Origin of the sequence: Pseudomonas sp. TWI628 (assembly GCF_039673865.1) — a bacterium.
Taxonomy (GTDB): domain Bacteria; phylum Pseudomonadota; class Gammaproteobacteria; order Pseudomonadales; family Pseudomonadaceae; genus Aquipseudomonas.
Genome location: NZ_JBDJMM010000030.1, coordinates 55,398 through 68,815, shown reverse-complemented (window position 1 = coordinate 68,815; position 13,418 = coordinate 55,398). Strand labels below are relative to the sequence as shown.

At 63.5% G+C, this 13,418-nt stretch carries 14 protein-coding genes; 9 read left to right on the top strand and 5 right to left on the bottom strand.

Features of this window, described 5'->3' with window-relative positions; translation table 11 throughout:
- Positions 1 to 96 precede the first annotated feature (96 nt).
- The gene (locus ABE528_RS21780; RefSeq protein WP_346654038.1) at positions 97 to 2,040 is read left to right on the top strand and encodes a methyl-accepting chemotaxis protein; all 1,944 of its coding nucleotides are present in this window, start codon (positions 97 to 99) and stop codon (positions 2,038 to 2,040) included.
- A 60-nt stretch (positions 2,041 to 2,100) separates the two neighbouring features.
- On the opposite strand, the gene ABE528_RS21775 is transcribed toward ABE528_RS21780, so the two are convergent.
- Entirely contained in the window at positions 2,101 to 2,880 is a 780-nt protein-coding gene (locus tag ABE528_RS21775; protein ID WP_152958310.1) for a helix-turn-helix transcriptional regulator, read from the bottom strand.
- Between the two features lie 57 nt (positions 2,881 to 2,937).
- Entirely contained in the window at positions 2,938 to 4,215 is a 1,278-nt protein-coding gene (locus ABE528_RS21770; RefSeq protein ID WP_346654037.1) for an acetyl-CoA C-acetyltransferase, read from the bottom strand.
- Positions 4,216 to 4,333: 118 nt separating this feature from the next.
- On the opposite strand from ABE528_RS21770, the gene ABE528_RS21765 reads away from it, so the two are divergent.
- From ABE528_RS21765 to ABE528_RS21730, 8 genes are all read left to right on the top strand, one after another.
- Positions 4,334 to 5,686, top strand: a complete 1,353-nt coding sequence (locus ABE528_RS21765) for a 3-oxoacyl-ACP reductase (protein WP_346654036.1) — start codon at positions 4,334 to 4,336, stop codon at positions 5,684 to 5,686.
- A 2-nt stretch (positions 5,687 to 5,688) separates the two neighbouring features.
- Positions 5,689 to 6,540: a MaoC/PaaZ C-terminal domain-containing protein gene (locus ABE528_RS21760; RefSeq protein ID WP_152958313.1), complete on the top strand. Its 852-nt coding sequence runs from the start codon at positions 5,689 to 5,691 to the stop codon at positions 6,538 to 6,540.
- A gap of 70 nt (positions 6,541 to 6,610) precedes the next feature.
- Positions 6,611 to 6,916, top strand: coding sequence for a MazG-like family protein (locus tag ABE528_RS21755; protein ID WP_027920833.1), 306 nt, complete (start codon positions 6,611 to 6,613; stop codon positions 6,914 to 6,916).
- The gene (locus ABE528_RS21750) at positions 6,913 to 7,662 is read left to right on the top strand and encodes a methyltransferase domain-containing protein (RefSeq protein ID WP_152958314.1); all 750 of its coding nucleotides are present in this window, start codon (positions 6,913 to 6,915) and stop codon (positions 7,660 to 7,662) included. The genes ABE528_RS21755 and ABE528_RS21750 overlap by 4 nt, the downstream gene beginning before the upstream one ends.
- 23 nt (positions 7,663 to 7,685) lie before the next feature.
- Positions 7,686 to 8,321, top strand: a complete 636-nt coding sequence (locus ABE528_RS21745) for a DUF4136 domain-containing protein (RefSeq protein ID WP_152958315.1) — start codon at positions 7,686 to 7,688, stop codon at positions 8,319 to 8,321.
- 19 nt (positions 8,322 to 8,340) lie between these two features.
- Positions 8,341 to 8,910: a DUF4136 domain-containing protein gene (locus ABE528_RS21740; RefSeq protein WP_152958316.1), complete on the top strand. Its 570-nt coding sequence runs from the start codon at positions 8,341 to 8,343 to the stop codon at positions 8,908 to 8,910.
- A gap of 161 nt (positions 8,911 to 9,071) precedes the next feature.
- A complete protein-coding gene (locus ABE528_RS21735; protein ID WP_103445812.1) occupies positions 9,072 to 9,542 on the top strand; it encodes a prepilin peptidase in 471 nt (156 codons plus the stop codon).
- Between the two features lie 119 nt (positions 9,543 to 9,661).
- Positions 9,662 to 10,441: a response regulator transcription factor gene (locus ABE528_RS21730; protein WP_346654035.1), complete on the top strand. Its 780-nt coding sequence runs from the start codon at positions 9,662 to 9,664 to the stop codon at positions 10,439 to 10,441.
- A gap of 8 nt (positions 10,442 to 10,449) precedes the next feature.
- Here ABE528_RS21730 and ABE528_RS21725 read toward each other — a convergent pair whose 3' ends face one another.
- From ABE528_RS21725 to ABE528_RS21715, 3 genes are all read right to left on the bottom strand, one after another.
- On the bottom strand, positions 10,450 to 11,025 hold the full coding sequence (locus ABE528_RS21725) for a PIN domain-containing protein (RefSeq protein ID WP_346654034.1): 576 nt from the start codon (positions 11,023 to 11,025) through the stop codon (positions 10,450 to 10,452).
- Positions 11,025 to 11,483 carry a helix-turn-helix domain-containing protein gene (locus tag ABE528_RS21720; RefSeq protein ID WP_346654041.1) on the bottom strand — a complete coding sequence of 153 codons (459 nt, stop codon included), beginning with the start codon at positions 11,481 to 11,483 and terminating at the stop codon, positions 11,025 to 11,027. Before ABE528_RS21720 ends, ABE528_RS21725 begins: the two co-directional genes overlap by 1 nt.
- Positions 11,484 to 11,684: 201 nt before the next feature.
- Positions 11,685 to 13,343 carry a POTRA domain-containing protein gene (locus ABE528_RS21715; protein WP_346654033.1) on the bottom strand — a complete coding sequence of 553 codons (1,659 nt, stop codon included), beginning with the start codon at positions 13,341 to 13,343 and terminating at the stop codon, positions 11,685 to 11,687.
- Between the last annotated feature and the right edge of the window lie 75 nt (positions 13,344 to 13,418).

Below are 13,418 nucleotides of genomic sequence, written 5' to 3'. Positions count from 1 at the left end.
CAACAAATACGGGCACTTTCACTAAAAAATCCCCGGATGCTGCCGATGTAGTTGCTACCTGCCTCGCGTGCAAAAAAACAAACCCCGGGAGCGTCGATGAACATCAAACAGAAACTGACATGGGCCTTCGCGATTATCGCGGGCTTGCCCATCGTCCTCGTGGCCACCTTGGTGGTGATCAACCTGCGCGGCGAAGCCCGTGACGGTTTCCTCGACAGCAGCAGCCGGGAAATCCGCCAGGTCAGCAACGCGATGAACATCTTCTTCCAGGGCATCGACCAGAACGTCGACTACCTGGCCTCCCAACCGATGGTGGCGGCCACGGGCAACAACCTGAACAAGTTCATGAGCGCCAACCCGTCCTACGAACTGGGCGATCAGGACAAGCAACTGCTGGAATTTTTCACTCGCCTGGCAGAAACCCACCCAGGCTACGCCTACGTAGCCTACGGGGTGAATGACGGTGGCTATGTCGGCTGGCCGGGCGGGCAGAAGTTCGTCAACTATGACCCGCGCCCGCGTCCCTGGTACCAGCTGGCCATGGCCAACCCGGGCAAGACGGTGCGCACTGGCGCCTATTACTGGGCTGCCGACGATGCCGTGCTGATCAGCACCGTGCGCGCCGTCGCCAACCAGCTCGGCAACCCCGGTGGCGTGGTCAACATCGACGTGTCGCTCAAGGGCCTGACCGAGATCGTCAAGCAGATCAAGCTGGGCGAAAGCGGCTACCTGATGCTGGTGGAAAACAACGGCAACGTGATGGTCGACCCACGCGATGCCAGCCACAACTTCAAGCAACTGGCCAGCTTCGGCGACGGATACGCCGAACTGGCCAAGGCCGGCAAGGGCCTGGTCGAGGTCGAGATCAACGGCGAGCGCTACATGGCCAACGTCTACCCTGACGAGAAGCTGGGCTGGACCTTCATCGGCCTGATCCAGCAAGGCGAAGTGATGCAGACCACCACCCGCCTGACCTGGCTGATCGGCGCCATCGCACTGGTACTGGCGGCACTGTTCGCCGTGGTCGGCGCCGCCTTCGCCAAACTCATCGTGCGCCCGATCAACAGCGTCACCAGCGGCCTGGAAGACATTGCCCAGGGCGAAGGCGACCTGACCCGTAATCTGGACGTGCGCGGGCGCGACGAAACCGCGCAACTGGCCAACTGGTTCAACCAGTTCCTGGGCGCCATCCGCAGCCTGATCCAGCATATCGGTTCGGCCGCCAGCAAGATCCTCAGCACCTCCAGCAGCTCCACCCGGGTCTCCAGCGACATGGCCGAGGCTGCCGGGCGCCAGCGTGAAGCGGTGGACATGGTCTCCACCGCGTTCCACGAAATGGTCGCCACCGCCAACGAAGTCGCCCGCTCCTGCAGCCAGGCTGCGCAATCGGCCGACAGTGGCCAGCAGCAAGCCCGCGAAGGCCAGCAACAGATCGACGCAGCAGTCAGCAGCGTCGACCGCCTGAGCCAGGAGATTGAGCAGTCGGCCCAGTCAATCCAGCAACTGGAGCGCGACAGCAACGCCATCCAGTCGATTCTCGGCACCATCCGCTCGATTGCCGAACAGACCAACCTGCTGGCACTCAACGCAGCCATCGAGGCGGCCCGGGCCGGCGAACAAGGCCGTGGCTTTGCCGTGGTGGCCGACGAGGTGCGGGCACTGGCCAAGCGCACCGCCGACTCCACGGCCGAAATCGACGGTTTGCTGGGCAACCTGGCCAGCCGCACCGCCGAAGTGGCCGAGCAGATGCATGCCAGCCTGGAAGTGTCGCAGCAGTCTGTCAGCCGCATTGGCCTGGCCCGTGACAGCTTCGGGCAGATCCGCGAGTCGGTGGACATCATCCGCGACATGAACACGCAGATCGCCACGGCGGCGGAAGAACAGCATCAGGTGGCCGAGGACATCAACCGCCATATCAGCCAGATTCATGGCGATGCGCAGTTGGTGGCGGAACTGGCCCAGGCGGCGCGCCAGGACTCCGAGAGCCTGGCCGGGCTGTCCAATGAACTGGATTCGCTGGTGCGTCGCTTCCGCACCTGATCGGCAGCCTGTTCTGGCCCTATCGCCGGCAAGCCGGCGATAGGGCCAGAACAGGCAACCTCAAAGCTTCAGTTCCCCGGGGGTCGCGCCGAACAGCTGCTTGAAGGCTGCAATGTAGGCCGAAGTCGAATCATACCCACAGCCCAACGCCGCCTCGGTCACACTCTCCCCCGCCTCCAGCAAGGCCAGCGACGACAGCAACCGCATCCGCTGGCGCCAGTTGCGAAAGCTCAACCCGGTCTCGCGCTGGAACAGCCGCATCAAGGTCTTCTCCGAACACCCCAACTGCACCGCCCACTGCTGCAACGTCTGGACCTGGTCCGGCGCGGCAATCAGCCCGTTGCACAACGCCAACAGCCCCGGATGCCGCGGCAGCGGCAGCGAAAAACCCACTTCAGGCAAGGTCCGCAACTGATCGAGCAACACGGCCACCAGGCGCCCTTCGACACTGTCACCCTCGGCATATTCAGCCGGGAACAGGCAGAACTGCTTGATCAGCTCCCGCGCCAGCGCTGTCACCTCCAGGACCCGACATTGCGCCGGCGCCCATGGGCAGGCATCACGGCGGATATACAGGCTGCGCATTTCGGCCTGCCCGGAGGTGACCACTTCATGTTCGGCATCAGCCGGAATCCACACGCCCCACTGTGGCGGGGCGAAGTAGCTGCCATCGTCGGTATACACCCCCAATACGCCACTGATGGCGTAGGAAAACTGCACCCAGTCGTGGCTGTGGCGAGTCGTCCAAGAGCCGGCGCCGAGGCTTTCGGCGCGGGCATACAGTGGCCTGGGTAACTGGTCCAGGGCTGGAATGGCACGGGGGTGTCCGATCGTCTGCATAGCGAATTCTTGTAGTTCTGAACAGACAAGCCTAACAGAGATCGCTACCGCCCTTCGTTAGCGCTCGACGATCACCGTCACCCCTTGCCCACCCGCTGCACAGATGGAGATCAAGCCACGTCCTTTCCCTGCCGTGGCCAGCAACTTCGCCAGGTTTGCCAATATCCGCCCACCGGTGGCGGCGAATGGGTGCCCTGCCGCCAACGAGCTGCCTTTGACGTTGAGCTTGCTGCGATCGATGGCACCCAGCGGTGCCTCAAGCCCCAGCTTCTCCCGGCAATATTCGGCATCTTCCCAGGCTTTCAAGGTGCATAACACCTGTGCCGCGAAGGCTTCGTGGATTTCGTAGTAGTCGAAGTCCTGCAAGGTCAGGCCATTGCGCGCCAACAGGCGTGGCACTGCGTACACCGGCGCCATCAGCAGCCCCTCGCGGCCGCTGACGAAATCCACAGCGGCGGTTTCGCCATCGACCAGGTAAGCCAGCACCGGCAGGCCCTGCTGCTGTGCCCATTGCTCGCTGCCAAGCAGCACCATCGAGGCGCCATCGGTCAATGGTGTGGAGTTGCCCGGCGTCAAGGTGCCCAGGCCGCTGCGGTCGAATGACGGCTGAAGCCTGGCCAGTTGCTCCAGGGTCAGGTCAGTGCGCAGGTTGTTGTCGCGGCTGAGGCCCAGGAAGGGCGTCAGCAGGTCATTCTGCCAGCCCTCGCTGTAGGAGGCCGCCAGTTGCTGGTGACTGTGCAGCGTCAGCGCGTCCTGCTCGGCGCGGTCAATCCCCCAGGTTTGCGCCATGCGTTCGCAATGTTCGCCCATCGACAGCCCGGTGCGGGGTTCGCCATTGCGCGGCAGATCGGGTTTCAGGTGGCTTGGGCGCAATTGCAGGAACGGTTTGAGCCGCTCCGCCAAGGTTTTGCCGCGATTGGCCTGCAAGAGGATGCGCCGCAGCCCTTCGTTAACGCCGATGGGGGCATCGGACGTGGTGTCCACGCCACCGGCGATGCCACAGTCGATCTGCCCGAGGGCAATCTTGTTGGCCACCAGCAGCGCCGCTTCCAGCCCGGTACCACAGGCCTGCTGAATGTCGTAGGCCGGCGTCTGCGGCGCCAGGCGCGAGCCGAGCACGCATTCGCGGGCCAGGCTCATGTCCCGCGAGTGCTTGAGCACTGCCCCTGCCACCACTTCACCCAGGCGCAGCCCGTGCAGGCGATAACGCTCGATCAGGCCTTCCAGCGCTGCAGTCAGCATCGCCTGGTTGCTGGCGGTGGCGTAGGCGCCGTTGGAGCGGGCGAAGGGAATACGATTGCCGCCCAGGATCGCGACCCGGCGAGTTGAACGCATGCGCTTGTTCCTCCTGAAACCATTTGATCCGTACAGCCTAGGTGTTTTTACCGCATTCGAACGACCTTGCCACAAAGTTGGTCCACACTTGCAAGCTTGCCTTCAGGGAGACCCGCACATGAGCGATCGCTATCTCGGCTTTGCCAACTCCAACCTCGGGCGCCGCCTCGTCGACACCTTTGGCCTGCCGCGCCCGGCGCCGCTGGAGCGCTGGCAGGCAGGCCGCCTGCGCCCGGTGGAGGGCGCGCTGGTGCTGGGCGGCGGGCCACTGGCGAACCAGGTCGAGGCCATCGCCCCGCGCCTGACCGAAGCGCTGTACAGCTTCAATGGTGACGGCCTGCAGGCGCCCGCCTGGGTCGCCGGCCTGGGGCCGAAGCTCAAGGCCGTGGTGTTCGATGCCAGCCATCTGTCCGACAGCGACCAGCTGAAGCAGTTGCGCGAATTCTTCCAGCCTTTGCTGCGCAGCCTCGCCTCCTGTGCCCACGTGGTGATCCTCGGGCGTACACCAGAATCCCTCGACGACCCGCTCGCCAGCGTCGCTCAGCGCGCCCTGGAAGGCTTCAGCCGTTCGCTGGCCAAAGAGCTGCGTAATGGCGCCACCGCGCAGTTGTTGTATGTGGGCGCGGGTGCAGACGATCAGCTCGAAGGCGCCTTGCGCTTCTTCCTGTCCCCCAAAAGTGCCTTTGTTTCCGGCCAGGTCCTGCGCCTGCAGGCCTGTGCCACCCAGGTCGAAGACTGGACCCGCCCGCTCGGTGGCCGTCGCGCCCTGGTCACTGGCGCCGCACGCGGTATCGGCGCCGCCATTGCCGAAACCCTCGCGCGTGATGGCGCCGAAGTGATGCTGCTCGACGTACCCCAGGCCCAGCAGGAACTCGATGCCCTCGCCGCACGCCTGGGTGGCAAGGCCCTGGGCTTGGACATCTGCGCCAGCGATGCCGCCGCGAAACTGCTCGAAGCCCTGCCCGACGGCATCGACATTGTCGTGCACAACGCCGGCATCACCCGCGACAAGACCCTGGCCAACATGACCCCGGAATACTGGGACGCGGTGCTGGCAGTCAACCTCAAGGCCCCCCAGGTGCTGACTCAGGCCCTGTATGACGGCGGCGCGCTGGGCGACCACGCACGTATTACCCTGCTGGCGTCGGTCAGCGGCATTGCCGGCAACCGTGGCCAGGCCAACTATGCCGCGAGCAAGGCCGGCCTGATCGGCTTCGCCGAGGCCTGGGCGGCGAAGCTTGCCGAGCGCGGCGGCAGTATCAATGCCGTGGCGCCCGGCTTCATCGAAACGCACATGACCGCCGCCATGCCCATCGGCCTGCGCGAGGCCGGCCGGCGCCTGAGCTCACTGGGCCAGGGCGGGCGCCCGCAGGATGTCGCCGAAGCCATCGCCTGGCTCAGCCAGCCGGGCTCCGGCGCGGTCAACGGCCAAGTGCTGCGCGTCTGCGGCCAGGCATTGATGGGGGCCTGAACATGAGCCGCCAATGGCAAGACCTGCACAGCCCGGACTCACGCGCCAGCCTGTACCTGCGCGCCGCCAGCAAACGCAAGATCAGCGGCGATACCCTGCCCACCAGCGGCCTGCGCAGCGTCTTGCGCGTGCAGCCCGACAACCTGGCAGCCTATCGCCGGCTCTGCCACTTCACCGACGATGGCCGCTTGCCGGGCACTTATCCACACGTGATGGCCTTCACCCTGCAACTGCAACTGCTGACTGCCCACGACTTCCCCTTCCCGCTGCTCGGGCTGGTGCACCTGCATAACCGCATCGACGTGCTCCGCCCGCTGGGTGGCATCGACGAGCTGCGCTTTGCGGTGTACGCCGACAACCTTCAGGCGCACGCCAAGGGTGGCACTTTTGACCTGGTCACCGAAGCCGAGGATGGCCTTGGCCTGCTCTGGCGTGAAACCAGCCGCATGTTGGTGCGTGGCCTGAAGCTGGATGGCCAGTTGGACGATGGCGAAGCGAACGAGCCCGGCGCCCTGGCGGAGGTCACCCGCTGGTACGCCGACGGTGATATCGGCCGGCGCTACGCCAAGGTCTGTGGCGACTACAACCCGATTCACCTGAGTGCCGCCAGCGCACGCCTGTTCGGCTTCCCCAAGGCCATCGCCCACGGCATGTGGAGCAATGCCATGGCGTTGGCGGCCTTGCGTACGCACATGCCAAACAGCGGCTATCGCTTCGAGGTGGGGTTCCGCAAGCCGGTGCGCTTGCCGTCGGAGGTTGTCCTGAGTGCCAGCGAAGCGGGGCCGGCGGGTGAATTGCGGCTGGACGGGCAGGGTGGATTGCTGCACATGGTCGGGCGCTGGGCCGTGCTCTAGCGCCCTGATTGCACTTGCTTTGCATCGGGCCTGCGCCGAAGCTATGCAGCATTAGGAGACCCAGACCCCGATGAACCTGCAAGAACTCACCGAACGCCTGCACCAGATCCGCGACAACAATGATTGGCGCGGCTTCCACAGCCCGAAGAACCTGGCCATGGCCGCCAGCGTCGAGATGGCCGAGCTGGTGGAAATCTTCCAGTGGCTGAGCGAGGACCAATCGCGCCAGCTGCCCGCGGATCAGCTGGCCCACGCCGGCCAGGAGGTCGGCGACGTGGTCCTCTATCTGTTGCTGCTGTGCAGCGAGCTGGGCCTGGACATGGAGCAGGTGGTGCGCGCCAAGCTGGCCGACAGCGAGAGGCGTTTCGCGCGATGAACGACCGTCACTTCGATGAACTGGCCACACGCTTCGCCGAAAAAATCTACGGTGGCGCCAAGGGTGCGATCCGCCTGGCCGTGCTCCAGGCCGACCTGGCCGACACCCTCCCCGATCGGCCACTGCGGGTGCTCGACATCGGCGCCGGCCTGGGCCACATGGCCTTGTGGCTGGCCCAGCGCGGGCACGATGTAACGCTGGCCGAACCTGCCGCCCCCATGCTCGAGGGTGCCCGGGCGCGCTTCGCAGAAGCGGGCCAATCGGCAACCTTCATCCAGGCGCCCTGGCAAGAGCTGCTTGGCCAGCTTACCGAGCCTTATGACCTGGTGCTGTGCCACGCCGTGCTGGAATGGCTGGCCGAACCGCAAAGCATCCTGCCGGTACTGCATCAGCTGGCTGCCCCAGGTGGCTGGCTGTCGCTGGCGTTCTACAACCGCGACGCGCTGGTCTATCGCAACTTGCTCAAGGGCCATTTCCGCAAGTTGCGCAGCAACCGCCTGGAAGGCGAAAAGCAGAGCCTGACCCCGCAAAAACCGCTTGATCCACGGGAACTCAAAGCGCAACTTGAAGTGATGTGGCAAGTCGAAAGCGAAAGTGGCGTGCGCGTCTTCCATGACTACATGCCCAAGGAGTTCCAGGACAAGGCCGAGCTGCTCGACCTGCTGGAAATGGAACTGGCCCACCGCCGTCACCCAAGCTTCGCCGGGCTCGGCCGCTACCTGCACTGGATGTGCCGCCCCCGCTGACTGCGCCCCTCCGGGAGGGATACATGCCGTACCGTCTGTTGTGCCTGGCCCTGCTGCCGCTCACCCTGGCCGCCTGCCAGGCCAGCAACCCCTATGTGGCCAGCAGCCGCCCGCTGCCGCCAGCCCCTGCGCAAGCGGCCAAGACCTTCGACGCCAGTGCCTACCCGGCACCACCGCGCGACTATGGGCACTACCGTAGCTGGAGCTGGCGCGACGGCCAGCTGCCCAGCGGCAATGCCGACGCAGACCCCGCACAAATTGCCGATGCCGTCAGTGGCGCCCTCGACCAACATGGCCTGCGCCCTGCCCGGGGCGCCACCGGCGACCTGCTGGTGAGCGCCGACATGCGCCTGGAACGACGCCTGCGCCAGGTGCGTGACTATGACACTTACGACCCCTATTACGGCCCGTACCCCTACGGCGGTGTCGGCTTCGGCGGCTACCGCAACGGTTACGGTGCCTACGGCAGCGTGCCGATCGTACGCACCTACGAAGTGGAGGTGATGGTGGTGCGCATCGACCTGTTCGATGCCCGCAACGGCCAGCCGGTGTGGAGCGCCAGCGCTGAAACTGGCAGCGACAAAGGCTCGCCGCGCGATCGCGAGACCGCCCTGCGCGAATCTATTCACAAGGCGCTCAGCGGCTATCCTCCCAGTTAATGCCTAACGGAGAACCATCATGTTGCGCCGCCTCGTTCTACTGTCATTCGCGCTGCTGCTCGCCGCCTGCTCGAGCAACAACGTTCAGCAGGATTTCGACGCCAGCCGCGATTTCGCCGCTTATCGCAGCTGGGCATGGCAGGAGCCGGGCCTGCAATATCGCCCGGATGACCCGCGCATCAAGAGCGACCTGACCGAGCAACGCATCCGCGCGGCGGTCGCCGACCAGCTCGACCAGCGCGGCCTGCGCCCGGCCCAGGGCAATGCCAGGCCTGACCTGAGCGTGCGCGCCTACCTGATCGTCGAACAACGCCAGCAACAGATCACCACTAACTATGGCGGGGCCTGGGGCGGCTACTGGAACGGGTACTGGGGCGGGCCGATGTATAACGAAACCCGTAGCGTCGACTACAAGGTGGCAACCATCCAGATCGACCTGTTCGATGGCCATGACGGCAAGCTGGTCTGGCGCGGCAGTGCCGAACAGATCATGAACAACTACCCGCCTAGCCCCGACGAGCGTAACAGTGCCATCCAGAAGACCGTTGCCCAGGTGCTCGGCAACTACCCACCGGGCCGGGTGAAATAAACCCTGCCGCTCAGGAAGCGGCCTGATTACGACATCAGGCCGCTTCCGTGCCGACCTTTTTGCCACCCGGCCATGCCCGTTCGTCAGATCGCGTCTACCCTGATTAGGAAACCTGACTGACCGGGTAGACGTGTTCAACGAATGGGAAAGGCGGCCTGCCGATGCAAAGCATTGTCCTTCTGATGTGGCTTGCCTTGTGCACTGAACAAGATATCCGCGAACGCCAGATCGCCAACATGCTGACCCTCGGTTTCGCTGCGGGCGCTCTGGTCTGGCTGTTCGCCACGGGGCACACGTGGATCGGTGCCGATGCCAGTGACGCTGGCTGGGCCCTGGCCATCGTCATGCTGCTGACGCTGCCAGGCTACATGCTCGGCCGCTTCGGTGCCGACGACGTCAAGCTGATGGGCGCCCTGGCCCTGGCGACCAGCCCGCAATACGTGCTCGGTACCTTCATCGGTGCCGGGGTCAGCGTGGTGCTTTGGTTGCTGACCCGCAGGCGCCTGTGGACGCTGCTCAACCCCAAGGTGAAGAAGCGCCTGGCCACACTGACTGAAGAAATGGGCGACAAACAAGCCTTCGTGCCTTACGTGCTGGCAGGTTTTTTACTGACTGCCGTATGGATCCAATGACCACTTCCATGGTCCGAACACTTGTACAAGACTTGTACAAAATCGCAGGCAGCGTCTATTTTTAAGCTGCCAGTGCGTCTGGCCCAGGAGCAGGGTCATTAACGAACAGGGAGTTGATCGTGACCAAGTCATTGAGTGAGGTGAAGGTTCTGGTGGTGGATGATCAGCCGCTGATCGTCGAACAATTGTGTGAATTCCTCGTATCCCAGGGCCATCCTTGCGTTGCGGCGCACTCCACCGACGAAGCCATCGAACGCTTCAATGCCGACGAAGCGATAGGCCTGGTGTTGTGCGACCTGCACATGCCCAATCGCGATGGCATCGAGCTGATGCATTCACTGAAAGAGATTGCCGGGCGCCAGCGCATGTTCGAAGCGATCATGCTCACCGGGCGCGCCGACAAACAGGACGTGATCCGCGCGCTGCGTGAAGGTTTCGCCGATTATTACCAGAAGCCCATAGACTTCGACGAACTGCTCGAGGGGGTGCGCCGCCAGGAGCAAGTGCTGCTTGAGCGCAAATCCAACCTCCAGGACCTGGGTAACCTCAATCAGCGCCTGCAGGACCTGGCCGGCTCCATCGACGAGCTCTATCAGGACCTGGAAAAGGCCCGCGGCCAGGGCGTTCACCGCCGCGCCACCGATGCCACCGAAGAGGTTGAAGGCGAACTCCCGGCGGCGTTCGAGAAGCTGTCTCCGCGGCAACTGGAGGTCGCCCGGCTGGTGAGCAAGGGCAAGACCAACTACCAGATCGCCTGTGAACTGGGGATCACCGAGAACACCGTGAAGCTGTATGTGTCGCAGGTGTTGCGTTTGACACACATGCACAACCGCACTCAGTTGGCGTTGGCGTTAACGCCGAGTTCTTCACCCGTGCATCAGCGGTTCACAACACATTAGGTAACAGCTCAAATCAGCAACGAGTAGTCACGCAGGGCATTTGCCGTCATGGGTAAGCCCTGCCTGAGAATACACTCGACGAACTCGTCAGCAGTGAAGCGCGAACGTTTCAGGCTACGTCGCATATCCGCTGCAGCCTCAAGGACGCCAGCCTGGTTCTGGTTCCACAGCTCCATGATGAATTCGTCCGGATGCAGGGCTGTTACTGAAAAATCCCGCAGTACTGATAAAGGAAAGTCTCTCAGGTTGTATGTGACGATGACCTGCGCATTGCACGCGATTGCGGCTGCAAGTACATGAATATCATCCGGGTCCGGCAGCGCCAGCGACTCTCCAAGGTATTCATAACCTGATACCAAAGCATCGGGAATCGCGGCCTCCATCAGTCCTGAGAGCCGGTCTAATTGATCACGCGTCAGATCCTTTCGATTGGTGAGCAGGTTGCGTTTCCACTCTTCATCAATTTCGCGTGTCCATCGAGCCCGGTAGAGCCCCTTTCCTCCAAGCCTCAGCAACAAGTCGCGTAGCGGAGCCGGGTACAGCACGCAAGCATCACAGATGGCAGTGAATGCAGCTTCGCGCATCAGTAGCCCTGCCCCAGCTCCTCCGAGAGCGCCGCGAGTTCATCCAGCGCCTTGTGGCTGGCCGCATCACGCCGTTGCTTGAAGTCCATCAGATCGGAAAACAGAACCCGGCGATGTCGCCCTGCCTTGTGAAAGGGCAGAGCCCCCTCCTCCAGCAACTTGACCAGGTGTGGTCGCGAAACATTGATGATGTCAGCCGCTTCCTGGGTAGTCAGCTCCGCATGCACAGGCACTACACGTACCGAATTGCCTTGCGCCAGCTCACCCAGGATATCGACCAGCAGACGCAATGCGCTGGTTGGCAGTTCAACCGTATGCGCCTGGCTGGAGGCGTCATAGATCTGGATCCGCTGCATCTCTGCCTGGGTGCACAGATAAGCTGCCAAGTCTCTTTGCCCTTGAAGCGCCGCAGCGATCTCGCGGGCTTCTGGAAAGTCGGTTCTTGAAGAAATGCTCATGATCACGCTCTCATGCGTCATGCGGGTCACCCTCGATGCTAATCGAAATAAACGAAAACTCAAGCATGTGCATCACGCAAAGAGCTCTTTCACCTTTGCCCAAAGGTTAGGGGGGTAGCCGATCCAGAGACAATCAGACCCCAACCGCTTTAGCTCGTAGGACTTTTCCCAAAAACTGCGCCGTCCAAGCAAGTGGGGTAGCTATAGCCGAAAACTGAAGTTGATAACCAGGCGAGCTTCACGGCTCATGCTGTCCAACGCCACATCCGCCAGTGGCTTGGCCACCTCCAGGGCCACATTGCCGTACCGCCCATCGCCAAGCCGCACACCCAACGCCGCCGAGCGCATCCGGGTATCTTCGAATGGTCCGCCGTTGTACCAGGCCTGCGCAGCATCCAGCAGCGCATACGGCTGCACCAGCCGCAACCAGCCAGCGCCAGGCTGGATGCTGTAGTTGAGCTCGTAGGCCACGCCCCAGCCCTTGTCCCCCGCTGCCTGGTCCTGAGGGTAGCCATGGCCGAAGTTCTGCCCGCCAAACACGGCACGCTCACTGTCGGGCAACCGGTCATCGGTCCAGTACATGGCGCCTGACACCACGCCCTGCCAACGCGGGAACAGCTGGTCGCTCTGCAACCCGGCCACGCGAAAGCGCAGGAAGTCCATGTCGTAGTCCGCATCACTGCGTGCGCCCAGGTAATCCAGCCCCTGATACACCCCGCCGCTGACCATGCGAAAGCGCCCGGCCTCGACCTTGCGCCAATCGCCCTCGAACGACAGCGCGCGCACATAGGTGTCATTGCGCCCCAGGCCGCCAGTGAGGTCTTCGGCATGCTCACTGACCGAATAGACATGCCCGGTCACCGCCAGCCATTCATCCGCCGTGACGATCACCGGCTGGCCAAGCCCGATTGCATAACGCTCGCTTTCTATCTTCTGGAAAAACTGCGCACCATGCTCCAGGCGCACAGGTGTTTGCGGCTCGCTGCGGTAGCGAGCCGCCGAAAGCAGCAACTGGCTGCCTTGTGCATCCAGGTGCTGGCTGTAATCAAGGCGCTGGTAATGGCTGTGGTCGTCACCCGGCGGCAGCAGCACGCTGGCCGTCAGTTGCTCGGCAAAACGGGTCTGGGCATTGCTGGTGACCTTGAACAACCCCTGCGGGCCATCGCGGCTGCCATCACTGAACGCCACTGCCGCATCGAAGGGCTTGCGCGAGGCATGCACGGTAAGCTGCGCGGCGCCCTCGCTTTGCTCGGCCTGGGTCAAATCTGCCAGCAGCGTCACACCCGGTATCCGCTGGGCCAGGCCGAGGAAGCGGTCGAGCGTCGCCTGAGTCAACGGGCGCTCTGCCTGCAAGCGCTGCAGCAACTGGTCGAGATACGTACCAGCGGGCCCGATGTCCCCGTTACGCTTCACGTCGTGAACATAGCCCTCGACCAACACGACATGCACGCGGCCATCGGCAAAGTCCTGGTCGGGCAGATAAGCCTGCGACAGCAGATAGCCGTCGCGCTGGTAGCGCTGTGTCAGGCGTTCGGTGAACTGCTGCAGCTCGCCAACACTCACTTCGCGGCCGATCAAGGGCTGGTAATGCTCGCGCAACTCGCTCAGCGGGTAGACCGTTCCGCCTTCGAAGCGCACCTTGTGCAGCACGAAGCGGGTCGCCAGGCGCAGCGTGTCGGTCGCGGCCGTGGGCGGTGCCAGGTGCAGGTTCGGAGCACGTGGGCGATAGGCCTCGATTGGCAGGTTCGCGCTGGGCAGGCGACGCTCGTATTCATGGCCGTCGAGCAACACTGGCAAGGGCTCGGCAATCACCAGGCAGGCCCAGGGCGACAGCAACAGGGGCATCAGCAGAAGACGCATAGGACGCTCCACAATCCCTTGGGTACCGGGGCGTCGCCGGCCTCACCCGTCACGTTGAAGCGTAGGTGTTGCCCC